We start from the raw sequence: 24,514 nt of genomic DNA on the forward strand, positions 1-24,514 counted from the left end.
TCTACGCGGCCTCCCGACCCCCGAGTTCTCGGGGTTCGCGCATGAAGGCGGTGCGGGCTACGTAATGGTCACCACTTCCATGACCCGTTTTGCTTCCAGCCTCCCCGCCATCTTGGTCGCCAGCCTTGGACTCGGACTCGGCCCTGCCGGTGGCGTCCGTGCCGCCGCGCCGATTGACGTCTTCCTGGAGAAACACTGCATCAGCTGTCACGGCCCCGAGAAGGAGAAGGGGGACCTGCGGATCGACAAGCTCTCCCGCGACTTCAAGGTGGGCGCGGATGCCCATCATTGGGCGGAGATGATCGAGCAGGTCAATTCCGGCGAGATGCCCCCGAAGAAGGAGAAGAAACCCACGCAGGAGGAGATCTCAGCCTTCGTCACGCAACTCGACGCGTTGATCAAGGAGGGCCGGGCGGCGCGGATGGCGGCCCGGCCGGCGGTCACGCACTACCGCCTGAGCCGGAAGGAGTATCAAAACACCGTCTATGACCTGCTCGGCGTCCGGTACGACCCCGCCAAGCCCGGGGAGCTGAACGAAGACACGCTGTGGCATGGCTTTGAGCGCATCGGCTCGGAGCTGTCGCTATCTCCGTCCCATGTGGACCGCTACTACCGCGCCGCGGGCACGGTGCTGGACCGCGCCTTCCCCGTTGCTTCCGGTGCTGAGGCCCGCAAAGTCCGCAAGACCGCCGCCGATCTGCGGTACAACGGCGGGAAGGAGCAACAGGCAGCGCTGGACCGGTTCGGCATCAAGCGGCCGCTGCGTTATCTCCTCTTCCCGGGCACCGTTCAGAATGCGCTTTCACCCAACTGGTTTGGGAGACCCGGACCGGAGTCCAGCGGGCTCTACAAGGTCCGGCTCCAGGCCAGTGGCATCCGCCCCCCGGGCGGTCAGCCCGCCCACTTGAGCATCGGCAAACGCACCGGGGAGGAGACGGTGGACAGCCTCATCGACCTGGACATCACCGCACCGGAGGACAAGCCCCAGGTGTATGAGTTCGAAGTGTTTCTTGAGATGCCCGCCACGCTGGACTTCTGCGTTGTGGCCACCGATGTGGTGGACAGGAGAAGCGGTGCAGCTTTCCGCAATGCGCTCTCCAGCCGGGGCGGGTATGTTTTCACCCACAGCAGCGAGACCCTGCTCCTGAACCCGAATGCCCCGCAGATGTTCGATGACAAGGGGAACGGCCTCTTCTCGACAGTGCTCCTGGACTGGATCGAATGGGAGGGACCGCTGGTGACCGATGCAGAGAAGGCTCTCCGCAAGGATCTGGTGCCTTCCGATGACGCGACGCCTGAGGTGGTGGCAGAGCATCTGCAGCGCTTCGCCGAGCGCGCCTGGCGCCGTCCCGTCAACAAGGAGGAGCTGGAGCAGTATCTGAAATCCTACCGCACCGAACGCGAGGCCGGGGAAAAACCCGCCGAGGCCTACCGGGTGGCGATGCAGGGCGTGCTGACATCGCGTAATTTCCTCTACCTCGTCGAGGGCGAGCCGGTGGCCCGCGAGCGTCTCACCGACATGGAGCTCGCCTCACGCCTCTCGTACTTTCTGTGGAGCTCGATGCCGGATGAGGCCCTCTTCACCGCAGCCAAAGGCGGCACCCTGAACGGCGGGGGATTGAAGAAAGAGGTGGACCGAATTCTGGCAGACAGCCGGATCAACCGCTTCGTCGAAGACTTCTCCCGCCAGTGGCTGCAACTGCACCGCGTGGGCATGTTCCCGCCGGACAAAAAGCTCTACCCCAACTATGACCTGTGGCTGGAGACGAGCATGCGGGAGGAGCCGGTGGAGTTCTTCCGCGAAATGCTCGTAAAGAACCTGCCCATGGAAAGTTTCATCGATTCCAACTGGACCATGGCCAACTCCCGGCTCTGCGATTTTTACGGACTGCCGGAGCCCAAGACAGATGGCTTCCTGCGGGTCTCGCTCAAACCAGAAGACCGGCGTGGCGGACTGCTCACCATGGGCGCGACGCTCGGACTCACCTCGGACGGAACACGCCACCGCCCGGTGCACCGCGGGGTCTGGCTCAGTGAGGTGATCCTGGGCAAAACGCCTCCGCCTCCACCGGCCAACGTGCCTGCCATCGAGCCCAACCCGCCCACAAGCCCCAAGGCAACCCTCCGCGATAAACTGGAGGCGCACCGCAACAACGCGAACTGCGCCGCCTGTCACGCAAAGATCGACCCCCTCGGCCTTGCCTGGGACAACTACGACGCCATCGGCCAGTGGCGCACCCATGAGAATGTCGCGGCCGGAGTGGGCAAGAATCCCCTGGTCAATCCCAGTGGCGAGATGCCCGATGGACGTGCCTTCAAGGACGCCAACGATTTCAAACGACTCTTGATTGAGGATCGCGACAAGTTCGTGCGGGCCTTTATCGAACACCTCAGCACCTACGGCCTCCGTCGTGTGCTCACGGTGGATGACGAGGAAGACATCACGGTCATCGCGGCAGAAGCGAAGAAGAACCAGTACGGCGTGAAGGACATCGTCCGTGCCGTGGCGTTGTCAGACCTCATGCGGAAGAGATGATGGAGTGGTGGAGTATTGGAGTGATGGAGTATTGAATAAACATGAGCACCACCAGACGAAACAAGAATCGTGGATACCAGCAGCTGCTGGTCTGGCAGGATGCTATCGAGCTTTACGGGCTCGCTTACAGCGCTGTTCGCGGGTGGCCTTTTGAGCTGAAAAAGCTCGCCTCACAGGCGATCGCTTCCAGTGATTCCGTCCACCGCAACATCGCCGAAGGATACTGCCGTCGCACCGTGCGTGAGTACCTTCAGCATCTCAACATCGCTCTAGGATCACTTGGTGAAACTCTTTCGGGCTTCATCGCATACTCACGCAATGGTCAGATCGAGCGCTCCACCTTTGAACAACTCGACACCCTGATTTTCCGGCTGGAAAATCGTCTTCTGAAGCTTGTCGGGGCTCTTGAACTGAAGCGCGATGCCAACGATTGGACTGAGACACTCGTCGTCCGCGCAGGCCTTGTTGAGTATAACGCAGATCCCGACGTCACCCACGACCTTGAGCTGTTGCTGGAGGGAGTGATGGAGTAGTGGAGTATTGGATTGATGAAATGCATTGCTCCACCTCTCCCTCGTCTCACGTCTCCAACACCGCATCCTCCAACATTCCATTACTCCTTCACTCCAGTATTCCACCACTCCACCTCCTCGCCCCGCCATTCCACCCCTCCGTCCCATGAGCAACTACCTTTCCCAATCCTGGCTGATCGACCGCCGCCATGCCCTCAAGGCACTGGGCTCTTTCATTTCCCTGCCGCTGCTGGAGTGCATGGTCCCTGCTCGGGCAGCGGAGGCTGTCACCGCCACGCCGCGGCGCAGCGCTTTCATCTATCTGGCAAACGGCGTTCATTCCCTGAACTACCAGATCACCGCGCCGGGGAAGGACTACAAGTTTTCCCGGTCGCTCATGCCGCTTGAGAAGCATCGCGACGTCATCACGCCCATCAGCGGCCTGCATCATCCGGGCAGTCTCAGCCATCACCACAACTGCATCAATGTCTGGCTGACGGGTGGCAAGCTTGGCCCGTCTGACAAAAACACGATCTCCGTGGACCAGAAGATGGCCGAGATCACCGCGCAGCACACCCGCTACCCTTCGCTTGAAGTGGCCATCACCCAGGAATCCCTGGCCTGGACGGCGGACGGGGTCCGGCTGCCGGCCATGCGCCGTTGCAGTGAAATCTTTGCCTCCATGTTCGAGGAGCCAAAGGGCGGCATCGCCGCGCAGCGGCGGGCCTTGCGCCGCAAGGGCAGCGTCCTGGATGACAACCTCGCCGAGGTGCGCCGGATGGAGAAGAAAATGGGCTCTCAGGACAAAGGGCGCATGGATCAATACCTCACCTCCGTCCGCGAGGCGGAGATCCGCACGCGGCGGGCCGATGCCTGGCTGGATACGCCACTGCCCACCATCTCCGACACCGATCGCCAGCGCACCAACCGCGACATCGCCGACACCAAAGCCGGTGACTATTTCCGCACGGTCTATGACCTCATGGTGCTCGCGTTCCAGACGGATGTGACCCGCGTGGCGACCTTCAGCCTCGGTGGCGAAGGCCAGGCCATCGCCATCCCTGAAATCGGCATCACAGAGTCGCGTCACCAGCTCAGCCACCACGGTGGCGATCAGGGCTACATGGAGAAGCTCACCAACTACGACACCTTCGCCATCGAGCAGTACAGCTATTTCCTCACCCGGCTCGCAGAGACCAAGGACATCAACGGCAAGTCGTTGCTTGGCTCCACCATGTCCCTCTTTGGCAGCGGCATGTCCTACGGCCACAGCCATGGCAACGCCAACCTTCCGCTGGTGCTCGCCGGTGGCTCGGATCTCGGGCTGAAGCACGGCCAGCATCTGGACTTCAACGCGACCGCCGCAGGCTTCCAGGGCTACTCTCTTGGCGCGGACGGAGCGCTTACCACCGCGCACTATCAGGTCTGCAGCCGCCCCGTGAACTCCGATGCCCACATGAGCAACCTGCTCCTCCTCATGGCCCAGCGCATGGGCGTGGAGACTGACAAGTTTGGCGACAGCAACAAGGTGATCGCGATCTAAGGCGACATCAGGGAGTGATGGATTATTGGAGTGATGGAGTAGAGGAAATCACTCCAGAGCCCCGCCATTTCATCATTCCAATACTCCAACACTCCATTTCTCCAACACTCCCCTCTCCTCCATGAACCGAGCCCCCTGGCTCGTGGCCCTGTGCCTCGGCCTCTCCCTTTCCTCCTCCTTCGCAAACGCCGCAGCCGCAGACGAGCCGTTTCGTCCGGAAGCGGGGAAGTTCCCGCCTCTCGAGAAGGCTCACACCTACCGTGGCGAACTTGTCTTTGTGGATCATGTCAACCGCCGCGGCAGCCTCCGCGTGCAGGGTGAGGGCGGCACTTATTTCCGCAATGCCCCGCAACCCTTTGCCCTGCTCCCGTACGCCGTCGTTCGTTATCACCATGCCCCGGCGGATCTGAGGGACATTCCGCTCGGCACCGTGATGCACGTCCGGGCTTTCCTTCCGCCAGACCCGAAACTCTCTGCGGTGCCTGTGTTGCCGGTCAACAACAAGGACAAGATCGCGGGCTACAGCGGCACCGGTGTCGCACCGGCTGAGAACCACGTCCTCCTCCTGGAAGACGAGCCCAGCCACTGTCAGCGTGAGGGCCTGGTCTGGAAGCTCAAGGAGCTCGAACTCAAAAACCATGAGGGCATGATCATCGCCAGTCGCGAGCCGAAGGCGGGGCCTGCTGCGGGTGGCAAAGCCCAGGAAGAAAAGCTGACCTTCGACGCCGCCACGCGCGTCTGGCGCGGTCGCGAATCCCTTGCGATCGCCGACTTGGTAACCGAGGGCATCTGGCCCGCCAACGGCAAGAAATCGCTCGATGGTCAGGCCGTGCTGCTCGGGATCACCTGGAAGCCCACGCCCGATGGTATCTTCACCCGTTTCCATATCTCGGACATCTGGCTGGATGACGCATCGATGCAACGCGCCGCTCAAAATCAAACCGAGACGCACAAGGCCTTCATCCGCAGCCGCTGGATGCCCGCCTGGGTGGACACGGTCGAGTATGGCAAGTTCGGCCGCGCCACCGTGACCGCGACCTTGTTCGGCGGCATGGACGAATCTCTCTACGCCGACTTCCAGAAGGGTGGCCAGGTCTTGGTGAATGGAGCGGAGAATACCCTGAAGCATGCCGGCGGTGCCTACGGCCCCGCGCACATGGCTTCCAAGGGCCCCATCCTCAATGTCACGAAGACGCCTGGCGAGGCCCCTGTGGGCAGCAGCGGTATTCAAGTCCAGTTTGAGACGGACCTCGTCATCGAAGGCATCCGCCCGACGAGAGTCGTCCGCATTCGTCCTACCGGTTGGCCCCAGGTGCAAGTGCCTCGCGAGGAATACGTCGGCGATGGCTCCGATGCGGAAGACCGCTTCCCCACCCCCGTCATCTTTCCCAAGTACTGATCTCCTGGAGTGATGGAGCAATGGAGCGGTGGAGTATTGAAACTCCATCACTCCAATACTCCACCACTCCATCGCCTCGTTCCCGCATGAAACCCGCCATCACCCTGCTCGCAGTCTTTTCCTGCGCGCTCACCGCCGCCGCCCTTGCCGCAGACGAGCCCTTCCGGCCTGAGGCCGGGAAGTTTCCCCCGGTCGAAAAGGCGTACTCCTACCGGGGGGAGCTGGTGTTTGTGGATCATGCCAACCGCCGGGGCAGCCTCCGCGTGGCAGGGTCGGGCGTGTTTCGCCGGAATGATCCTCAGCCTTTTGCCATGCTCCCCTACGGCATGGTCCGCTATCACAACGCACCGGCGGATCTGCGGGACATCCCACTTGGCACGGTGTTGCACGTCCGGGCCTTTCTCCCGCCGGACCCAAAGCTCTCCGCCGTGCCCGTTCTGCCGGTCAACAACAAGGAGAAGACCTCGGGTTACGGTGACGCCGGAAGTGCCCCCGCCGAGAACCACGTCCTCCTCCTTGAGGACGAGCCCAGCCACTGCCAGCGTGAGGGCTTGGTCTGGAAGCTGAAGGAAGTGGATCTTGGAAACAACCAAGGGATGATCGTCGCCAGCCGCGAACCCAAGGCAGGAACAGGCGCAGGCGGGGACAGCAAGGCCAGCGAGGAAACACTGAGCTTCGACGCCGCCACTCGTATCTGGCGGGGTCGCGAATGCCTCACGCTCGATGATTTGATCGCTGAGGGGACGTGGCCAGGCAGCGGCAAGAAGTCACTCAATGACCAGGCTGTCCTGTTGGGAATCACCTGGAAGCCTACCTTGGGAGGTGTGTTCACCCGCTTCCACATCTCAGACATCTGGCTGGACGACGCCGCGATGCAACGCGCCGCTCATGTCCAGACCGAGACCCACAAGGCATTCATTCGCACCCGTTGGATGCCCGCCTGGGTGGATGCGGTGGAGTACGGCAAGTTCGGCCGCGCCACCGTCACCGCGACATTGTTCGGCGGCATGGATGAGACTCTCTACGCGGAATTCAAGACGGGTATCGCCGCAGTGATGAATGGGGTGGAGAACACCTTGAAGCACACCGAAGGCGGCACCGCGGGACCCGCGCAGATGGCTGCACGAGGCAAAATTCTCGACGTCACGAAGACGCCCGGCGAAGCCCCTCTGGGCAGCAGCGGCATCCAGGTCCGTTTTGAGACAGACCTCATCACTGAAGGCCTCCGTCCCACCCGGGTCGTCCGCATCCGTCCCGCAGATTGGCCCGATGTGCATCTGCCACGAGAGGAATATCTCAACAGCGGGAACTTCAGCCACGAAGACAGGTTCCCGACGCCAGCGATTTTTCCGAAGTACTAGGAAGGGTTCGAACCGAAGGGGCTGCGATATGCGGAAGGACTGCGGTGGCAGACCTCAACACGCTCGAACCCTCCTACACGTTTCATCGCTCCGCTCCCACTGCCGGTTGAGACAACCGGACTACGCCCGAGGCGGCAGCGGAAGTGTAGTGGTAGGCTTCAGCCTGCCTTTGGAAGACGTGTCCCTGCCGGGGGGGCGTCGGGTGAGTTTCTCAAGCGTTGCCAGGGACACAGTCCCGGCCAATCGCCTATAAAAGTGTCAACACTATCGCCTAAATATCGGAATAGTGTTGACACTTTACCCTTGAGGTTGCATTTCTGCCGACGCCCTACCGCATCGCGTATGTCCCGGAAATCCTCGCCACCACGTCCCAATCTGGCCCACGAAGTTCTTTCCCGACTGCGAACTGAGATCATCTCTGGCGCTTTCAAGCCGGGGGAGGCGCTTGCAGAACCGGGGCTGGCATTGCGTTTCGGCGTGAGCCGCGGCCCGGTGCGGGAGGCCATGATCGAGCTGGAGCGCGCGGGGTTGGTCCAGTTCGAACCGACGGGGCGGACGCGTGTCCGCACCATGGGGGAGAAAGACATCGCGGAAATCATCGAGGCGCGGGTGGCACTGGAGTCGATGGGCGCCCGGCTGGCGGCGATCCGCTGGAGCGGCGAGCATTCCCGGTGGGTCGAACAAAACCTCGCGGCCCAGGAGCAGGCTGCGGGAATCACGGATTTCAGGAAACTGGACGCGGACATGCACGAATACATCATGCAGTGCGGCGGTAATCGACGTCTCGAGACGCTCTGGCAGAACATCCGCTGGCAGTTTGAGATGGCGCTGGCCTCCGTGGACCGGTTGCAGGGGACGCAGGCGGCGGAGCTGCACCAATTCGCCATTAAGGGGCATCGCAAGGTTCTGGACGCGCTGGCGGCACGGGAGCCCGGTGCGGCCGCGAGCATGATGTCCTGGCACATCACCAGTACGCTGGAGTGGACCACTCCAGGGACTGCGGACAATCTTTTCCAGCTTCCCGCCTCCTCGGGTTCGCCCTTGCCACGGGATTGGCGCACCTCAGCGGAGCCGGCGTCCGGAGCGGCGGCGCTCATGACAGCAGGTTCAAGGAAAGTAGCAAGGAATCAACGAAACCCACGTGGAGAATGAACCGGCTGAGACTCCCCTGCCTCTGGTTTTTCCTGGCTGGCACCGCCCTTCCCGCGTTTGCCAGCGACCACGCGTCGCGGGCTGCGCTGACCTTTTTTGAGAAGGAAGTGAGGCCCATTCTCGCGAACCGCTGCTACGACTGCCACGGTGAAAAGAAGCAAAAAGGGGGTCTCCGTGCGGATCACATCGAATTCTTGAAAGTCGGCGGCGACAGCGGTCCGGCCCTGGTTCCAGGAAATCCAGGGGCGTCTCCGCTGATGGAGGCGGTGCACCACGCCAATGTGGCATTCAAGATGCCGCCCAAGGAAAAGTTGCCGGATGCGGAAATCGCGGTGTTGCAGAAGTGGATTGAAATGGGGGCACCCTGGCCCGAAGACGCCGCGAAGAAGGTCATCGTGACTGAGGGCGGCTTTACCAAGGAGGAGCGGGACTTCTGGTTTTTCCAGCCATTGGCAAAGACAGCCCCTCCGCAGACTGAGGGAAACTGGGCTCGCAATGATATTGACCGCTTCATCGCGCAAAAGCACAAGGAGCTGAAGCTAACCCCGGCACCGGAAGCGGACCGCCGCGAACTGGTGCGCCGGCTATATTTCGACCTGCACGGGCTGCCGCCCACCCAGGCGCAGTGGGAGGCGTTTGTGCAAAGTCAGGATCCGCTGGCATATGAAAAACTCGTGGAGGATCTGCTGGCCAGCCCGCGCTACGGCGAACGCTGGGCCCAGCACTGGCTGGATCTCGTGCGCTATGCGGAGAGTGACGGCTACAACGTGGATTTCTACCGCCCTTCAGTATGGCCGTATCGGGACTACGTCATCCAGTCTCTCAACGACGACAAGCCTTACGATCAGTTCGTGCGCGAACAGATCGCAGGCGATGAAATCGCTCCAGAGGACCCGAATGTGGTCATCGCAACGGCATTCTTCCGTCACCCCATGTATGAGTACAACCTGCGCGACGTGCGCGGGCAGTGGGACGTCATCCTTACTGACATGACGGATACCACGGGCGAGCTCTTCCTCGGCCTCAGCATGGGCTGCGCCCGCTGCCACAATCACAAATTCGACCCGATTCTGCAAAAGGACTATTACGCCCTGCGCGCCTTCCTCACACCGGTGCATTGGCGCGATGACCTGAAGCTGGTCGCGCCAGAGGTGAAACGGGCGTACGACGAGCAACGCGGGAAGTGGGAGGCGGCGACGGCGGAAGTCCGGTCGAAGATCGACGCCCTGACCAAGCCGCATGTGGACAGGGCCGTGGAACGCTGGCGGGTCAGCTTTCCCCAGGACCTGCAGGCCATGACGCTCAAGCCTGAGGAGAACCGCAACGAGCTGGAAAAGCAGCTCGCCGGGCTCTGCGAACGGCAGCTCGAGTACGCCCGCAGCACCGCCAATCCAGCAGTTGCGCTCAAGACGGACGAGGAAAAGGCCCAATACCAGGCGCTCCAGGCCGAGTTGAAGCGATTCGACGGGCTCAAACCCAAACCGCTGCTCGATGCTTTCGTGATCACGGATGCCGGACCGCAAGCTCCGGCGAACATCCTCAAAACGCGCAAAGGAGAGCAGGAAGTAGCGCCGGGCTTCCTCACGATCGTCGATCCCAAACCGCCGCAGATCACCCCGACCGCGACCTCCACCGGCCGCCGCAAGGCGCTGGCAGAGTGGATCACGCGCCCGAACAACCAGCTCACCACCCGGGTCATGGTGAACCGCGTCTGGCAGTATCATTTCGGTAAGGGGATCGTCGGTACCGCCAGTGAATTTGGCAAACTGGGGGAGCCGCCGACCCATCCGGAGCTGCTCGACCATCTGGCCGCCCAATTTGTGGCCGATGGCTGGCGCTTGAAGCCGCTCCATCGCGCGATTCTGCTCTCCGCGACCTATCGTCAAACCGCGCGTCGTGAGCCGGACGAGATGATGGCCAAGGTTGATCCATCGAACCGATACCTGTGGCGCTTTCATCCGCGCCGGCTTGATGCGGAGGAGGTGCGGGACGCCCTGCTTTCTGTGAGCGGCGAGCTGGATGCCAAGGCTGGCGGACCTGCCGCGGATGGCAACGGGACACGCCGCTCCATCTACACGACGAAAAAGCGCAACAGTCCCAATGAACTGCTGCGCGCCCTGGACATGCCTGGAGGCTTTGCGAGCACCGCAGAACGTCTCAGCACGACCACGCCCACCCAGGCTCTACAGCTGATCAACGGGGACTGGCTCTCCCTGCGTGCCGGTAAACTTGCGGCCCGAGTGGATGGGGTGGACGATGCCTGGCAGACGGTGTTGGGCCGTCCGCCCGAGCCGCACGAACGGGCTGCGGCGGAAGCGTTCTTAAAGAGGCGGATCGAAGCCGCCAGCGCCGCCGCCCCTGCCGTGGCAGCGAGAGACGATGCGGGCCCCATGGGCTTCAAGGGCGACACTCCGCATGAGCGACTGCTGGTGGAGACGGATGAGAGAGAGGGGGATGAGTTCACGGTCGAGACGGTGGTGAATCTTCGCAGCATCGATCCCAATGCCGAGTTGCGCACGCTGGTTTCCCGCTGGGATGGCAGCAAGGACAAGCCGGAGTCCTTTGGTTGGAGCATTGATGTGACGGGCGTCAAATCACGATACAAACCGCGGCACGTTCTCATGCAGTTCGTGGGGTATGATGCGAATGCGAACATCGGCTACCAGGTTGTGGCTTCCACGCTGCACATGGAGATCGGCCGCCGTTATTACCTCGCTGCCCGGGTTTCTGTGCCTCGTCGAAATGTCACCTTCACCCTGCGCGATCTCGAGACTCCCGGCACCCCCGCGTCTTCGAGCGTCATCCCGCTCGACAGCCTCTCCAAACTCAGCCAGGGCACTTCACCCATCGTGCTCGGTGGCCTGAGCAAGCGCACCCTGGCCCGCCAGTGGGATGGCCAGATCGAGGCGCTGCGCGTGGCGGGTGGTTACCTCGCAGATGAGGCGCTGAGCCCTGACACCAGGAAGTGGGGGGAGGTCATCATGCGCTGGCGCGCCACCGATCCTCCGGACCCGAGGATTACCTGGAGCGGCTCTGATACGCCGGACCAGAATGACCCTGCCGGTCAGGCCATGAACGACCTCTGTCTCGCGCTGCTGAACAGCAACGAATTTTTCTACCTGCACTAAGTCCAGCTCCCGCACTTTCCCTGCTTATGTCCTGTCACCGTTACGATCTGCCCGCTTCCCGCCGCCACTTCCTTCAAACGGCCGGCTGCGGCTTCGGCTCAGTTGCCCTGGCGGCGCTCCTCGGCGAACAGGCTGCCGCTGCGCCTGTTCGAGCACCGCACCGGCCCGCGCAGGCCAAGAACGTCATCTTCCTCTTCATGGAAGGTGGCCCGAGCCATCTCGACACCTTCGACTACAAACCGCTGCTCAACAAGCTCGCCGGACAGCCGCTGCCTGCCAGCTTTGGCCAGCCGCTCACCGCCGCAGGGGAGGGGAAATCGCCGCTGCTAGGGTGCAAACGCACCTGGCAGCAGCGCGGACAAGGAGGACTGTGGATCAGCGACTGGTTCACGGAAACGGCGCGCCATGCAGATGATCTCGCCGTCATCCGGTCGTGCGCTTCCAGCGGCATCAACCACGCGGGCGGCGTGTGCTCCATGAACACCGGCTCCATCTTCGGCGGCCGGCCTTCACTCGGTGCCTGGGCTTCATACGGGCTCGGTACCGACAACCAGAACCTGCCCGCCTTCGTCGTCATCAAGGACAGTGAGGGCACGGTGGTAAACGGCGTGCGGAACTGGGGCAGCGGATTCATGCCCGCCGTCTATCAGGGCGTCGAATTCAACTCCGACGGCACCCCGATCAAGTACTTGGACAACCCCAAGGACGTGGACCGCCAGCGCCAGCGCGACCGGCTGGATTTCCTGGGTGAGCTCAACCGCAACTTCAACGCGACCCGCACGACCAACACTGAGCTCGACGCCCGTATTCGCAGCTTCGAACTCGCCTACCAGATGCAGGCCGAGGCGCCCAGTGCGGTCGATTTGAGCAAGGAAAGCGCGGCCACGAAAAAGCTCTACGGGATGGACCAGAAGGAAACCGCTACCTTCGGCCGCAACTGCCTGCTCGCACGACGCCTGGTGGAAAACGGGGTGCGATTTGTCCAGCTCTACAGCGGTGCAGGCAGCAAGTGGGACAGCCACAAGGAAATCGAAAGCAATCACACCAAGCTGTGCCACTCGGTGGACAAGCCCATCGCCGGTCTGCTCACGGATCTGAAATCACGCGGCCTGCTGGAGGAGACGCTCGTCATCTGGGGCGGCGAATTTGGCCGTACCCCGATGAGTGAGCAGGGGGACGGACGCGACCACAATCCGACGGGCTTCACCATGTGGATGGCTGGTGGCGGGGTGAAAGGCGGCCAGACCTACGGCGCGACGGACGACCTTGGACTTTTCGCCGTGGAAGACCGTCTGCATGTTCACGATCTCCACGCTACCATCATGTACCTGCTGGGAATCGATCACACCCAGCTCGTTTACAACCACAAGGGGCGGCCCGAGCGCATCGATCAAAACGAGGGGCACCCCTACCGCAAACTCCTTGGAGACTCCGCCATCGTCTGACCCCAAGCCCTTTCTCTCTATGGATATCTCCCTCCCTGAACATGGTCTGCAGCTCGGCACCTGGTTGCAGACCGGGTCTTCCGTCATTGCTGAACTTGCGGATGCCAGTGGATTCGACTGGCTGCTCATCGACCTTGAGCATGGCAGTGGCACTGAGGCAGCGGTGCTCCCGCAACTCCAGGCGATCCGTCGCGCTGCGGGCATCGTCCGAGTGGGTGCCCCGCATCCAGACCTCATAGGGCGGGTGCTGGACTGGGGGGCTGCGGGCGTCATGGTGCCGCATGTTTCCACCGTGGAAAAGGCCGAGCTCTGTGTACGTGCCATGCGTTACCCTCCTCTGGGGGACCGCGGTCTCGCCTACATGTCGCGCTCTCATGGTTACGGCATGAATCAACAGACTGAAGAAACAGCCCCGCTTTTCTTCGCCCAGATCGAGACGATCGAAGCCGTGGAAAACGCACGTGCCATCGCGGCGCTGGATGGGGTAGATGTTCTCTTTGTGGGTCCGGCCGATCTGCGGCGCAATATCCAGGCCTATCCGCAGCGCGCCACCCGGGACTACACGGCCTGCCTGCAGGAAGTCGCGGCTGCGGCCCAGGCTGCGGGGAAATCCTGCGGCCTCCTCCTTGGTCATTCAGACGACGCCCTCGAGTTCCAGGCCCTCGGCTTTACCCATCTGGCAATCGAAACCGACATCACTCTCCTGCGCGAAGGCTACCGCCGTGCCTTGCAACCCCTGCGCGTGAACGGAGCTGGCAAGGCTCGCTTGAATGGATCGCCCGGTCTGCCAGCCGTCAGGGCGCGCAATGGAGCAGAAGTGAAATGCCCATGAAAAATCCTCCGGCACCAGCTGCCCGTTGATCCAACCGAAACACGCTCAAAACGCTGCGTGCGTCCTCCAGTGTATGAGGGGCCTCATGGCAGATTTGCAGGGACATCCACCGGACTGCCGATAGCTCTGCCATTCCTTCCTGCGGAAAACCCAGGTCGCACAAATTACGCTTCCGTTTAATAAAAAAGTGTCGACAGTTTTTGTTTTAGCGGAGTAAACTGTCGACACTATTTATTCCATGAATACCGACCCCGCCACCCCTCGCCGAAATTTGGCCAGCGAGATCGCCTCACTGCTGCGGGGTGATATCATCTCCGGCACTTTGAAGCCTGGCGAAGCACTGGCAGAGCCGGTTTTGGCGAAGCGGTTTGGTGTAAGCCGAGCGCCCGTCAGGGAGGCGTTCATCGAATTGGAGCGCGCTGGGTTGGTTCAGTTTGAGAACACTGGGAGGACCCGCGTGCGCACCCTCGAGGAGAGCGATGTCGTCGAAATCATTGAAGCGCGAATCGCATTGGAAAGCATGGGGGCGCGGCTTGCGGCGCTGAAATGGAAGAAAAAGGATACCCGCTGGATTGAGAGCAGCATCGCAAACCAGGAGAAGGCCGCTTCTTCGGTGGAGTTCAGCAAGCTGGATATCGCCATGCATGAGTACATCATGAAATGCGCCGGGAACAAGAGGCTGGTGGTGTTGTGGGAGTATGTCCGCTGGCAGTTTGAGATGGCGTTGACCCACATCCACCGTATGCAGGGGAAGCACGCCTACGATTTGAGGCGATTCACAGTGACCGGGCATTGGAATGTCTTGGAATCCCTCGAGTCAGGGGAGCCTGAGGCCGCAGCAAAAATAATGACCCGGCACATCACGGGGTCGTTGGAGTGGTCAATTCCTTCAACCCCGGAAGAACCCTTCGTGTTGCCGCCTTCAACAACCAAGGTCAAAAACCCACCATCATCCAGCCTGATCTCGTCGAAGCGACCTTCGGCACGCCGTGCCCGGACGTCGCGCCCCCCTGCCAGCGAGTGAGACACGCCTTGAAAAAGGCGAAAAAGGCGGTCGCACTCAAGGGCTGCTCCAGACTGAGCTTCAAAAAAGCCGCATTTCCCCAACTGCGGTTTCAGGTAATACACGATTCGAAACGATGAAATGGCCGCCCGCCTGCACGCGATGACCGGCCGCCCGCCTGCACGCGATGACCGGCCGCTTAACGGCACGCATAAGGTCGAAACAAGATCCGCCTCCTCCACTGTCAGTGATTCAGAACTCTGCGCATCAATATGAACCTCAAGCCGTCGCCTCCCGTGTGCCCTGCAGTGAACTCGACCCTCAGGCAGGTGCCCCGTCACCAGGCACCCTTGGGCACACCGGCGTCTGGAAGACGACTGCCAGCCCCCCGTTTTCTGAGTGGGGCCTTGGCCGTGTTTTGTCTTGGCGCTGATCTTAGCGCAGCTGTCACGCTGAGCGTCAGTAGTACATACGATGAAAACACGAGAGCCGCCAACACCATTGACGGAGAGGCTCCAGGAAATTCGATTGCGCTTGGCACATTCAAGACCGCTGTGGGCGCCGCCCATGCTGCCGGGACCGGCGGAGTCATCAACTTTGACATGCCAAATGGTTCCAACGCGGATGCGAAAGGAAACTCGGACACCAACAACTCAGGCTCAAAAACCCTGATAAGCGTCGGGTATGGCGGCACGAAGAGCTTTGCCATCAACACCAGTCTGGCTTACGACATGCATGTCTTCACATCGTTGGCCGCAGTTTCAGGAAACTCGGGCGCGAGCGGCACCTCCAAGGGGATCGCCATCGCGAGCGGCATGCCAGACAACTCGGCGGTGGCCTCAAGCTGGACGTTGAATTTTGGAGAAATCACCGGCGGCCTGCCCGGCGAAGCCATCACCTCCATGGGCTTTGTTTTGCTTTCCCGGGATTTTGCCGGCACCACCGGCGACCTTCCCGTGACAGTGGAATGGTTCCTCAACGGTGGGACGACGGCATCCTACTCAGTGACAGATCAGGTCAAAGATGAGAAATGGGTGGACGGTGTCACGACCGGTGACGACACGTTCTTTTCATACTCGGCTCCCGTTGGCAGTTACATCAGTGGTTTTAAGATGACCTATGGTGGAACCATTGATACGGATCGCCGGCTCGGCATCGACGACATCGGCTTCACCACCTCTGTGGTCCCGGAGCCCTCGCGTGCCCTGCTTGTGGCCGTCGCGATGACGGGGTTGATGCTTCGCCGGCGTCGTTGGATCTGCCCCGCTCCCCATGCTGCTGAGGCGACTTCATTCACTCTTGTCTTCACCCCTTCATGAACCCGTTCCTTTCCCCGCGTTGTCGGCGCATTCCCCGCACCCTTCGGGGATACACCCTCCTGGAAATCCTCGTGGTGCTGTCCGTCATGCTGGTCATTGTCGGCATCTCCTTCAGCAGCCTGACGGGTACGATGAGCAGCCTGGCACTTACCCACGCGGGCAACAAGCTGACACAGATCTGTGACGCCGCCCGCCAGCGGGCCATGAGTGCCAATGTCCTCACTGCGGTGGTGGCGGTGACGAACCTGGGCACGCACAATGATGGTCGTGCGATTTGCATTTTGGAGTGCCCGCCGGGCGGTCCATGGAGGCAGACGGGCGAGTGGGAGTTCCTGCCAGATGGAATCACTCTGGACGTCTCGGCGTCATCGGACAACCTGAACACCTTTGTGGCCAACTCGCCGGAGGTATTTCCCTTTAACCAAGGCAGAAAGGAGGCCCCGGTAGGTATCGGCGAGTACAAGGCACTTCCTGCAGGGACTTATGCTGCCAGGATCTTCCTCCCCACGGGGAGCTTGAAGAACCCGAGCGCTCCCGCAAAGATGCAGATCGTTGAAGGGAGTACCACAGATGGGAAGACTGCCTACGCGGTGACCACGGGTGGTGAGGTGCCTGCGAACTATTACCGGGTCACCCTGCTGGGAGCCACAGGAGGGACCAAAGTGGAAAGGCCATGAAAAGGGGTTGCCGCAGAGGACACCACCGTGGCTTCAGCCTGGTCGAGGTTGCCCTTGCCTTGGCAGTAGCAGGTCTGGCGGTCATGTCCGTGGTCGGGCTGATGCCGATGTTGCTGGAATCTGAAAGGAAGAACACTGCCACCAGTGTATTCCCGGCCATGTGCTCACAGGTGGTGGGGAAGCTGCGAATGGAGCCCTACCCTTTGCTCGTGCCAGCCAGCGCCCGGTTCATGTACTTTACGGATCAGGGCGTGCCCACCACTGCTGGAAAGTCCGCCGTTTACGTGTGCGAGGTGACTCATAGAACCCTGCCGACGGAGATGACGAGACCTGGCGGCGCAAGCCCTCCTGAACCTGGGCCGCACTGCCACATCGTCCAGATGAAATTCCGCTGGCCGGCGGGTGCCCCCGGAGGAGAAATCCGCGTATTTCACACCACTCTGGCTCATGATTGAGAAAACCCCCGTCAGATCTTCGAGAGGATTCACCCTGGTGGAAGTGCTGGTCTCGTCCGCCGTCCTGGGAATGCTGCTGCTCTCCCTTGCACAGGTGGCCAGTACCGTTGCAGATACCTGGAACTCTGGTCAAAGTCGCGTCGAGCGTCGTCAGCAGGGGCGTGCCATTGTGGATTTCCTGGGGCGCGAACTTCGCTCCGCAGCACTTCCGGCCCACCGGGTTGTACAGAGTGACAGGGCGGATCTGCAGTTCATCCTGAATCCGCCGTCGCTTGGTCGGGACCTGATGAATCCCCATGCACTCTTCTGGCAGGCCCCCGTCGCAACCAACACCGAGCAGGGAGCGCTGGCACAGGTGGGCTATTTTGTCCGATGGACTGGGAACAAGCCCTGCCTTTGTCGCCTATTTGTGAATCCTGGCAGCAGTGACTACCAGGTGTATGATTCGACCCAAATTGGCTCATGGATGAATGCCGGGATCGCCAACGTCGCAACACCGACGGCGGAGAACGGATGGGCCGGACTCTTCGCAGAGAATGTGCTCGGTTTCTGGGTGCGATGCCTGGATGGAAATGGCTCAGTCATCCAGCAGCCAGACGCGGCGCTCTATGATTCCAGAGTTTCCTATACCAGCACTGCCGAGGGTGCTTCCACTTCCTACCCGGCTCCGGTTCTCCCTTTCAGTGTGGAGATTTCCATCGTCACTGTGGACTCGCGTACAGCTTCACACATCGATTCGGATGTGAAGTCTGCCATCATGGCGCTCGTTGCTGAACCGGGCACAATCAATGCCGCAGCGTTTGTCAGCGCGCTGTCTGACAGGGCGGCTGCTCAGAAGAAGCTCGTCCCCATACTGCGCGCTGCCGTGCCTCATCAAATCCAAGTGTATATGGAAAATGCGCCATGAAACTCTCCATCCATTCATCTGAGCAGATGGGCCGGCGGGGAGCGGCACTGATCATGACCCTGATCATTCTTGCCCTCATCACTGTCATGGCGATGGGATTTGCCAGCTTGGTGCGGAATGAGACCCTTTCTGCGGGTTCGCATCAGAGTCGTGGGCGAGCCTTGCTTCATGCCCAGATGGGCACGGACATCGTCACGTCAACGTTGCGGAATCTGACAGCGGACCCAGGCCTGACGTGGGCCAGCCGACCCGGTGCGCTGGTGACGGCGTCGAGTGATTTCCCCACGAAGCTGGCTGTGCAGACGGACCTGCACTCCGGCTTCCCGTCGGCGCGCATGCTTGCCCCCGACTCAGATGTGAAAGACGTCCTTCGCCCTGCCAATGTGAACATGGCGACGCTCTATGACGATGGCGGGCACCTCATCACCGATGAGACCGGCGGCGGCACTCAGCCGATGGCACTTCCACTGCGGTGGGTGTACATCCGCAAGGATGGCGCGCTGGACTTTGCCGAGGAACCGGATCTTACCAACACGGCGAACCCCATCACCGGACGCTATGCTTTCTGGGCCGATGATGAATCCAGCAAGGTGAACATCAATACGGCATGGAAGCGCAATGCCCCCGGGGACAGTGAATCTGGAGCGAGCTTCAATCCCTTTTTTCCGACGCATCCCACCGGCGTGGATCTGGGTGCGCTCTTTACTGCTGCGGACCCTTCACTCACTCCTGTCACTGCGCGACAGATGGCGGACTTCCTCCATGCGTCCATTACTCCCAATCACCGGTACACGAGCGTTGCTGCTGCCGGGGGCCGTTTTTTCAACGACCTCTCCGAGATGCGTCGGCTGGATCATTTGCCGGGCTCTCCGGGTGGGTTTGCCAGCGTGCTTTCCAAGGCACGGTTTCAGCTTACCCACTACAACCACGATCCTGACACGACGTTCTTCAACGAACCCCGCATCGTGCTCACCACCCAGGAGAAATATGCTCCGCGCAATCCGGATGGATCGCTGGTGACAGACGCCAATGGTGTGCCCTACTTTCTGGACATCTTAAACACACCCGACAGTGACCCGGGGCAGGGGTCGAAGGAAAATCTCAATCGCGCCAAACTGGACAAGACCATCCGTAAACTCATCACCTACCTCCAGCGTGCTGACTGGCCAATGACATCCGGCTCGGGTGGCAGCCTGCAATCGAAATACTACCCTGGCTCCACAGCGTTCGAGAACAATGAGCTGAGGCTGACGCAGATGGCGCTGAACATCGTGGAGTACGTGCGAAGCGCAGAATCGTCCCTGAGCCTCGTGGAACCCATCCGGGGCATCATCGACCTGAACGGCACCTATGGCGCAAAAGGGGCCTTCATCAGCAATGCCCATGTGGGAGATGTTATCAACGTAGGCAATGGGGTGGCAAACATCTACAAAGGCAGCGCCCGCAGTCTTTACATCACGGAAGTGTCCGCATGGATCGGAGACAAACCCGTCGTTCGCGGCGGGGTCAACTACTGGCCCTGTGAGCTGTACTGTGAGATCCATCTGCCCAAACATGGCGGGCTGGACCATATCGACCTCGCAGACGTGGATGGGAAAATGGTCTCCGTGGGTTACTCCCACTATCTGTTGAACCCCGGAGAGTTTTTTTCGCCGGATACGTTCGCAGCATTCACGGGGAAGTACATCCCCTGCCATGCCACCACGATCATAGGAGGGGACACCAAGATCAAAGCTGGAGAATACCGGACGGCGTATCTCAAAGCTCTGATCAAGGTGAATGCGCGGCCCGCCACCATGCCTTTGCGACTGGGATTGGCCCTGGGGCCGAAGATGACTCCAACACAGGTGGCGACAGAAGGGGTGCCAGATCCCGGCTCCGTGTTCAACAATGCCAGACGTCTGGAACTGGCACCCGCCGGGCAGGTGTTCACCATGACCGTGGACCCGCCCTCCACACCCAAGGAAAGCATTCGGTCCTATGAAGTAACAGAACACAATGTGAACAGCGTGGCCCGCAGTTGGACACATGACGAAAATGGAGCTCTCATTCCCTCAACCAGCCTTGCGCCCCATACTTTTGGCAGCATCAACCGTCGCACTCAGAGTGTGCTTGGGCAACACGCCTCCGCACTGGCGTTTCCCCCGTCCAGCTCTCCAGAACTGGACACTGACAAGGATGGGAATGTCACGGCTGCAGGCTTGCGCATGCCCTACCCCAAGGGACATGCGAAGAACCCCCACGGCATCGTCTATTCTGCCGGGGAGTTGGGCTTCATTCACACTGGCATTGAATCAAACCGCAATGGCACTCTCGGCGGCGTGCCATTCCGCACCCTTCGATTGCAGCCCAGCCGACACAACACCACTGTGGTGCCAGACTGGGCGTTCATGGATCTCTTCTCCGCGCCCGTTGTCATGCCGGCCTCCGCCCGACGGATCTTCGCGCCGAATGATTCGGCGTTGGGGGGGCGCATCAATGTCAACGGCATGGTCGAGCCCTTTGCCGACACTGGGCGTCATCCTCAACTATCGGCCGTCCTGGAGCGAAATTTGCCCGTCATCGCCGTCCTTTCTGGCGTGCCCAACCCTACAGAAACCGATCCAGATCGACTTGTAAATGCAGCAGAAGCGAAAGCCACTGCCGCAAACATTTACCACCGCAAGCTGGCAACCGGTGGCAAGAACTACGGTCACCCGGGTGTCTATGATTCACCCGGTGAAATCGCCGAGATCGCCGGGGTTGCGGATCAGGGCGAACTCTCCGAATCCATCTTGCGGAGCATCGCCAGCCTGATCACGACACGCGGCAGTGTGTTTACCATCTACACCATAGGGCAATCGCTGGATCAGACACGCAGTCATGATCTCCGAGTCACGGGAGAGCAACGACATCGGACCGTGCTCGAAGCCCTTCGGCACCTGGATCCCGCCACGGGTCAAGCCACGCGGATCCATTTTCGGAAAGCCGGTCACACTGACCTCTACCCATAGGTACCCGGTGCGAACAACGACGGCGGCTGCGTGGTTCGCACCTTTTTGGTCGTCTGTCGGGGCGGGTTTTCATCGGAGCTCCCTACAGGCTAGTTCGAAGCTCTTCTTTGCAGAGGATGCGGCTACAAGCCCAACATGGGCGAGCTTCTAGCGTGCCTGCTTTCGGGATGGGTGTTGAGGATTTCTCCTTCGACGTGAGGAGAACGAACCAACCGCGCGCGTTTTTGGGGTGGCCGCCACGGAACTGATCCCGGCTCAGTCCGCAGAGCCAATCCCCGAAGGGGATTTCTAACACAGCCCAGGGTTGGACGAGTCCCGCAAGGCGGGACGAGTCAACCCTGGGCACCTCCGCGGAGGACGATCAGGTGGGAAGGCCGACCGCAACTGCTTTCTCCCCACCGCCATCAACACCTCCACGTCAGTCTCGCAGGTTCCTTGGCAGGCACTAGCTGAAGCGTCTGCTGGCTTCTCCCCCTCGTCGACGTCCTTGAAACACCCGCCATTAAACTACTGCGGAGGCATGCCCTTCATGCTAAACACGCCCCACTGGTGCCCGTCGAGGTCGGAGAAGTCGTGTTGATACATGAACTCGTCATCCTCCGGCTTGCCTTGGGTCGAGCCGCCGGCGCTCAAGGCCTTTGCCACCAGTCCATCGACTTCCTCGCGGCTTTCACAATTGAGGGAGAGGAGCACTTCGGTGGTTGTCTTGGTGTCGCAGACCGCCTTGGGCGTGAAGCTGGTGAACTTCGCATGCGTCAGCAACATGACATGAATGGCCTCACTGATGACGATGCAGGCTGCGGTGTCATCGGTGAACTGGGCATTGTGGTCGAAGCCCAGCGCCTTGTAGAATGCAATGGACTTGGGCAGGTCGGCCACAGGCAGGGAGATGAAGATCTGTCGGCTCATGAGAGGGTTGGGCTTGGACTTGAAGTTTGGAGTTCGAAGCTGTTTGGGCAGGACTGCTGAAGCAGCCCGTCAAAACAGCGACGAACGTCCCCAAAGGTTCAGGACAACTTTTCTCTCTTTTCCCAAGTCTCCTCTCGCGTCTGAATATCCAAGCTACGCTCTCGATGTGGACTTGCGTTGGGAGCCGAACCCACGACCCCAGACGACGAAGGCATTCAGTGCCAGAAGGATGACAGTGATCGGCACGTGCGACCACTCTCCCTCCATGATGTGCAAACCCGTGCCCAGGACCATGATGGTACCCAGTCCAACCGCCGCCCAGGTTGTAAGGACCGGTAGAACCCCGGTCAGTGCGGGCAAAATCAACCCGACTGCTCCGGCGAGCTCCGCAATGCCAATGAAAGTAAAGAGGCCTTGCTGATTCGCCAGATCAGGCGCGGATGCGACAAACTGATCGAAGGCGAAGACCTTCATGTACCCGGAGGCACCGAAGGCCAGCGCCAGGAGAATTTGGACGATCCAGAGGGCGATTTTCATGGGTGAGTTCACTCGTGGTTCAGAGAGGTCAGGCGGCGACTGCGAAAGTCGCGGCGTCGTCCGCTTCCAGAAACTCCGCCAGTGTCGTGGTCGCGGGGTCGAGACCCAGTCTGGTGCATTCTCCAGCGAACCAGTCGCCCTTTTCCGGGTCGCCATACATGGTCCAGTTGTCCACCTGGTCCGACCAAGTGGAGATTTCTTCGGCAGTTTTGCTGGCTCCATGGCTTCCAAACCAAGCGACCACTTCCTCGTCAGTCGCACCGGAACGAAGGAGGTCGAGGACTTCGTCCGCATTCACCGCCTTGAAGCCGAAAAGGGCTTGGTCGAGGGGGCAGGCATAGTGGTACTCGCCAGTTTTGTTTTCGAGCGAAGCCCGGCCTTTGTCGATCATGCGGGCCATCAATGAGTAGCCGCCCAGGCGGTGGCGGGGGCTGCGAGGGGCTTCCTTGGTCAGGTCGATTGTGTTTTTCATACTCTTTAAGTGTATATTCGTCACCAGTCGCTTAAACGACAAGTGTCGTTATTACATCACTAGACGTTTTTAGAGTCAAATGCTATTTTGCCGGGTGTCCTCCCCGTGCCCCAAACTTGATCCCCGTGTTCGCAGAACGCGGCGCATGCTCTTCCAGGCGTTCCAGGAACTGCTGGCAGAGAGGGGATTTGATCAAATTTCCGTTCAGGACATCGCCGAAAGATCCACGCTGAATCGGGCGACGTTTTACGATCATTTCCCGGACAAGTTCGCGCTGCTTGAGGCGATGATAGGGGAGCGGTTCGGCCTGGCGATTGAGGCGAGAATGGGGGGCGAGGTGGCGACCTGTGACAAGAGCCTGAGGTCACTGATCCTCGCTGCCTGCGATTTCCTCACCGAACTGGAGGCGGGATGTGACAAACACAGGCGTCAGTTCGAGCCCATCGCAGAATCCTGTGTGAGAACCATTCTTCGCGAATCCATCCTTCGCGGCCTTGAAACTCACGGCGCGAAGAACCCGGGGCTCAAGGCGACCATGGCGAGCTGGGCGATCACAGGGGCGGCCATCCAGGGGGCACGGGAGAAGAAGATGTCATCAGAGGAGCTGGCCGACGCGGTGTTGCCGACCATTCTGACAGCACTTGAGGCGGGAGGATGAATCCGCACCTGGGCCTGGGCCTTTGTCCTGGCCTATTCGACAGATCCGGCTGATGGCAGTGCGCACACCTCCATGCTCCGAATCAAACCACCCTCAAGGGTGAAGCAATGCCCTACACGCCCCTCGGCAAGAGCGGTGCCTGCGAGGTCGCGCACGAGCTGATGCACCTCAACCACGATGTGCCCGTTGTCTTCAAGATGAAACACCAACGGTTCCACCTTCGGGTCAATCTCGCTCCATTGTTCTTTCCAATAAGCGCCCACCTCTTGCGGGCCGCGAACAAAGCCGCCTTTGAACGCCCTTGGCCAGGTGACGTCAGGTGTCATGAGGGCGACGGCGGCGGCGATGTCCCGCGAATTGAAGGCCGCATAGGCTGCGCGGAGCAGCCCGGCTTCAGGTGAAGACTGGTCTAGAGGTGCGCTTGGCATGGTGTAAGTGAGAGAGTTTGTAGGAGAGAGGAGAGCTCATTTGAGCAATGAAATGGCGCTGCGGCAAACGTTGAGCACTTGTTGAGCATCAACCAGAGCTTTATGCTCTCTTGTAAGCTCCATGTATCAAGCAATATGGTCTTCACCCAACTCCATCGCAGATGGTTCCTGATCGCAATGGTGCTGGCTTCAACCCTGGCACTCGTGCCCGGAATTCCTTTGAGGGTTGCAGAATGCAAGCATACTCA

The 24,514-nt window shown here is 60.6% G+C and carries 20 protein-coding genes; 16 read left to right on the forward strand and 4 right to left on the reverse strand.

Annotated elements, in window-relative coordinates; all coding sequences use genetic code 11:
* The first annotated feature begins 79 nt into the window (after positions 1-79).
* The 15 genes from VSP_RS00710 to vccA all read left to right on the forward strand — a co-directional run bounded on the left by VSP_RS00710 (position 80) and on the right by vccA (position 21,262).
* A complete protein-coding gene (locus VSP_RS00710) occupies positions 80-2,536 on the forward strand; it encodes a DUF1592 domain-containing protein (protein WP_198141284.1) in 2,457 nt (818 codons plus the stop codon).
* A 41-nt stretch (positions 2,537-2,577) separates the two neighbouring features.
* Positions 2,578-3,069: a four helix bundle protein gene (locus VSP_RS38715; RefSeq protein WP_009958057.1), complete on the forward strand. Its 492-nt coding sequence runs from the start codon at positions 2,578-2,580 to the stop codon at positions 3,067-3,069.
* 145 nt (positions 3,070-3,214) lie between these two features.
* Entirely contained in the window at positions 3,215-4,591 is a 1,377-nt protein-coding gene (locus VSP_RS00720; RefSeq protein ID WP_009958058.1) for a DUF1552 domain-containing protein, read from the forward strand.
* A gap of 121 nt (positions 4,592-4,712) precedes the next feature.
* Positions 4,713-5,990 carry a hypothetical protein gene (locus VSP_RS00725; protein WP_009958059.1) on the forward strand — a complete coding sequence of 426 codons (1,278 nt, stop codon included), beginning with the start codon at positions 4,713-4,715 and terminating at the stop codon, positions 5,988-5,990.
* Positions 5,991-6,076: 86 nt separating this feature from the next.
* Positions 6,077-7,351, forward strand: coding sequence for a hypothetical protein (locus VSP_RS00730; RefSeq protein ID WP_009958060.1), 1,275 nt, complete (start codon positions 6,077-6,079; stop codon positions 7,349-7,351).
* A gap of 342 nt (positions 7,352-7,693) precedes the next feature.
* Positions 7,694-8,503, forward strand: coding sequence for a GntR family transcriptional regulator (locus VSP_RS38720; RefSeq protein ID WP_009958061.1), 810 nt, complete (start codon positions 7,694-7,696; stop codon positions 8,501-8,503).
* The gene (locus VSP_RS00740; protein WP_009958062.1) at positions 8,500-11,631 is read left to right on the forward strand and encodes a PSD1 and planctomycete cytochrome C domain-containing protein; all 3,132 of its coding nucleotides are present in this window, start codon (positions 8,500-8,502) and stop codon (positions 11,629-11,631) included. The genes VSP_RS38720 and VSP_RS00740 overlap by 4 nt, the downstream gene beginning before the upstream one ends.
* Before the next feature lie 26 nt (positions 11,632-11,657).
* Positions 11,658-13,076 (forward strand): DUF1501 domain-containing protein, encoded by a 1,419-nt coding sequence (locus tag VSP_RS00745; RefSeq protein WP_009958064.1) that lies wholly within the window; start codon positions 11,658-11,660, stop codon positions 13,074-13,076.
* 19 nt (positions 13,077-13,095) lie between these two features.
* Positions 13,096-13,908, forward strand: a complete 813-nt coding sequence (locus tag VSP_RS33245) for an HpcH/HpaI aldolase family protein (RefSeq protein ID WP_009958065.1) — start codon at positions 13,096-13,098, stop codon at positions 13,906-13,908.
* A 238-nt stretch (positions 13,909-14,146) separates the two neighbouring features.
* Complete coding sequence (locus tag VSP_RS38725) at positions 14,147-14,932, forward strand: GntR family transcriptional regulator (RefSeq protein ID WP_009958066.1); 786 nt, start codon at positions 14,147-14,149, stop codon at positions 14,930-14,932.
* 287 nt (positions 14,933-15,219) lie between these two features.
* Positions 15,220-16,230, forward strand: coding sequence for a PEP-CTERM sorting domain-containing protein (locus VSP_RS00760; protein WP_198141285.1), 1,011 nt, complete (start codon positions 15,220-15,222; stop codon positions 16,228-16,230).
* Positions 16,227-16,907 carry a pilus assembly FimT family protein gene (locus tag VSP_RS00765; RefSeq protein ID WP_009958068.1) on the forward strand — a complete coding sequence of 227 codons (681 nt, stop codon included), beginning with the start codon at positions 16,227-16,229 and terminating at the stop codon, positions 16,905-16,907. The genes VSP_RS00760 and VSP_RS00765 overlap by 4 nt, the downstream gene beginning before the upstream one ends.
* Positions 16,904-17,362, forward strand: a complete 459-nt coding sequence (locus VSP_RS00770) for a prepilin-type N-terminal cleavage/methylation domain-containing protein (RefSeq protein ID WP_081452333.1) — start codon at positions 16,904-16,906, stop codon at positions 17,360-17,362. Before VSP_RS00765 ends, VSP_RS00770 begins: the two co-directional genes overlap by 4 nt.
* Positions 17,355-18,269 carry a PulJ/GspJ family protein gene (locus VSP_RS00775; protein WP_009958071.1) on the forward strand — a complete coding sequence of 305 codons (915 nt, stop codon included), beginning with the start codon at positions 17,355-17,357 and terminating at the stop codon, positions 18,267-18,269. Before VSP_RS00770 ends, VSP_RS00775 begins: the two co-directional genes overlap by 8 nt.
* Complete coding sequence (gene vccA, locus VSP_RS00780) at positions 18,266-21,262, forward strand: Verru_Chthon cassette protein A (RefSeq protein WP_009958072.1); 2,997 nt, start codon at positions 18,266-18,268, stop codon at positions 21,260-21,262. Before VSP_RS00775 ends, vccA begins: the two co-directional genes overlap by 4 nt.
* A gap of 507 nt (positions 21,263-21,769) precedes the next feature.
* Here the strand turns inward: vccA and VSP_RS00785 are convergent.
* From VSP_RS00785 to VSP_RS33255, 3 genes are all read right to left on the reverse strand, one after another.
* Positions 21,770-22,171, reverse strand: a complete 402-nt coding sequence (locus tag VSP_RS00785) for a VOC family protein (protein WP_009958073.1) — start codon at positions 22,169-22,171, stop codon at positions 21,770-21,772.
* Between the two features lie 153 nt (positions 22,172-22,324).
* Complete coding sequence (locus VSP_RS00790; RefSeq protein ID WP_009958074.1) at positions 22,325-22,708, reverse strand: DoxX family protein; 384 nt, start codon at positions 22,706-22,708, stop codon at positions 22,325-22,327.
* Positions 22,709-22,736: 28 nt separating this feature from the next.
* Positions 22,737-23,180, reverse strand: coding sequence for a DUF5069 domain-containing protein (locus VSP_RS33255; protein WP_009958076.1), 444 nt, complete (start codon positions 23,178-23,180; stop codon positions 22,737-22,739).
* Between the two features lie 145 nt (positions 23,181-23,325).
* Between VSP_RS33255 and VSP_RS33260 the strand changes: the two genes are divergently transcribed.
* The gene (locus VSP_RS33260) at positions 23,326-23,838 is read left to right on the forward strand and encodes a TetR/AcrR family transcriptional regulator (protein ID WP_009958077.1); all 513 of its coding nucleotides are present in this window, start codon (positions 23,326-23,328) and stop codon (positions 23,836-23,838) included.
* 32 nt (positions 23,839-23,870) lie between these two features.
* On the opposite strand, the gene VSP_RS00805 is transcribed toward VSP_RS33260, so the two are convergent.
* Positions 23,871-24,266 carry a nuclear transport factor 2 family protein gene (locus tag VSP_RS00805; protein ID WP_009958079.1) on the reverse strand — a complete coding sequence of 132 codons (396 nt, stop codon included), beginning with the start codon at positions 24,264-24,266 and terminating at the stop codon, positions 23,871-23,873.
* Positions 24,267-24,514 lie beyond the last annotated feature (248 nt).

This window comes from Verrucomicrobium spinosum DSM 4136 = JCM 18804 (assembly GCF_000172155.1).
GTDB lineage: Bacteria > Verrucomicrobiota > Verrucomicrobiia > Verrucomicrobiales > Verrucomicrobiaceae > Verrucomicrobium > Verrucomicrobium spinosum.

Coding starts and splice junctions, on each gene's coding strand:
- VSP_RS00710 (WP_198141284.1), top strand. CDS start 80: ATGACCCGTTTTGCTTCCAGCCTCCCCGCCATCTTGGTCGCCAGCCTT.
- VSP_RS38715 (WP_009958057.1), top strand. CDS start 2,578: ATGAGCACCACCAGACGAAACAAGAATCGTGGATACCAGCAGCTGCTG.
- VSP_RS00720 (WP_009958058.1), top strand. CDS start 3,215: ATGAGCAACTACCTTTCCCAATCCTGGCTGATCGACCGCCGCCATGCC.
- VSP_RS00725 (WP_009958059.1), top strand. CDS start 4,713: ATGAACCGAGCCCCCTGGCTCGTGGCCCTGTGCCTCGGCCTCTCCCTT.
- VSP_RS00730 (WP_009958060.1), top strand. CDS start 6,077: ATGAAACCCGCCATCACCCTGCTCGCAGTCTTTTCCTGCGCGCTCACC.
- VSP_RS38720 (WP_009958061.1), top strand. CDS start 7,694: ATGTCCCGGAAATCCTCGCCACCACGTCCCAATCTGGCCCACGAAGTT.
- VSP_RS00740 (WP_009958062.1), top strand. CDS start 8,500: ATGAACCGGCTGAGACTCCCCTGCCTCTGGTTTTTCCTGGCTGGCACC.
- VSP_RS00745 (WP_009958064.1), top strand. CDS start 11,658: ATGTCCTGTCACCGTTACGATCTGCCCGCTTCCCGCCGCCACTTCCTT.
- VSP_RS33245 (WP_009958065.1), top strand. CDS start 13,096: ATGGATATCTCCCTCCCTGAACATGGTCTGCAGCTCGGCACCTGGTTG.
- VSP_RS38725 (WP_009958066.1), top strand. CDS start 14,147: ATGAATACCGACCCCGCCACCCCTCGCCGAAATTTGGCCAGCGAGATC.
- VSP_RS00765 (WP_009958068.1), top strand. CDS start 16,227: ATGAACCCGTTCCTTTCCCCGCGTTGTCGGCGCATTCCCCGCACCCTT.
- VSP_RS00770 (WP_081452333.1), top strand. CDS start 16,904: ATGAAAAGGGGTTGCCGCAGAGGACACCACCGTGGCTTCAGCCTGGTC.
- VSP_RS00775 (WP_009958071.1), top strand. CDS start 17,355: ATGATTGAGAAAACCCCCGTCAGATCTTCGAGAGGATTCACCCTGGTG.
- vccA (WP_009958072.1), top strand. CDS start 18,266: ATGAAACTCTCCATCCATTCATCTGAGCAGATGGGCCGGCGGGGAGCG.
- VSP_RS00785 (WP_009958073.1), bottom strand. CDS start 22,171: ATGAGCCGACAGATCTTCATCTCCCTGCCTGTGGCCGACCTGCCCAAG.
- VSP_RS00790 (WP_009958074.1), bottom strand. CDS start 22,708: ATGAAAATCGCCCTCTGGATCGTCCAAATTCTCCTGGCGCTGGCCTTC.
- VSP_RS33255 (WP_009958076.1), bottom strand. CDS start 23,180: ATGAAAAACACAATCGACCTGACCAAGGAAGCCCCTCGCAGCCCCCGC.
- VSP_RS33260 (WP_009958077.1), top strand. CDS start 23,326: ATGCTCTTCCAGGCGTTCCAGGAACTGCTGGCAGAGAGGGGATTTGAT.
- VSP_RS00805 (WP_009958079.1), bottom strand. CDS start 24,266: ATGCCAAGCGCACCTCTAGACCAGTCTTCACCTGAAGCCGGGCTGCTC.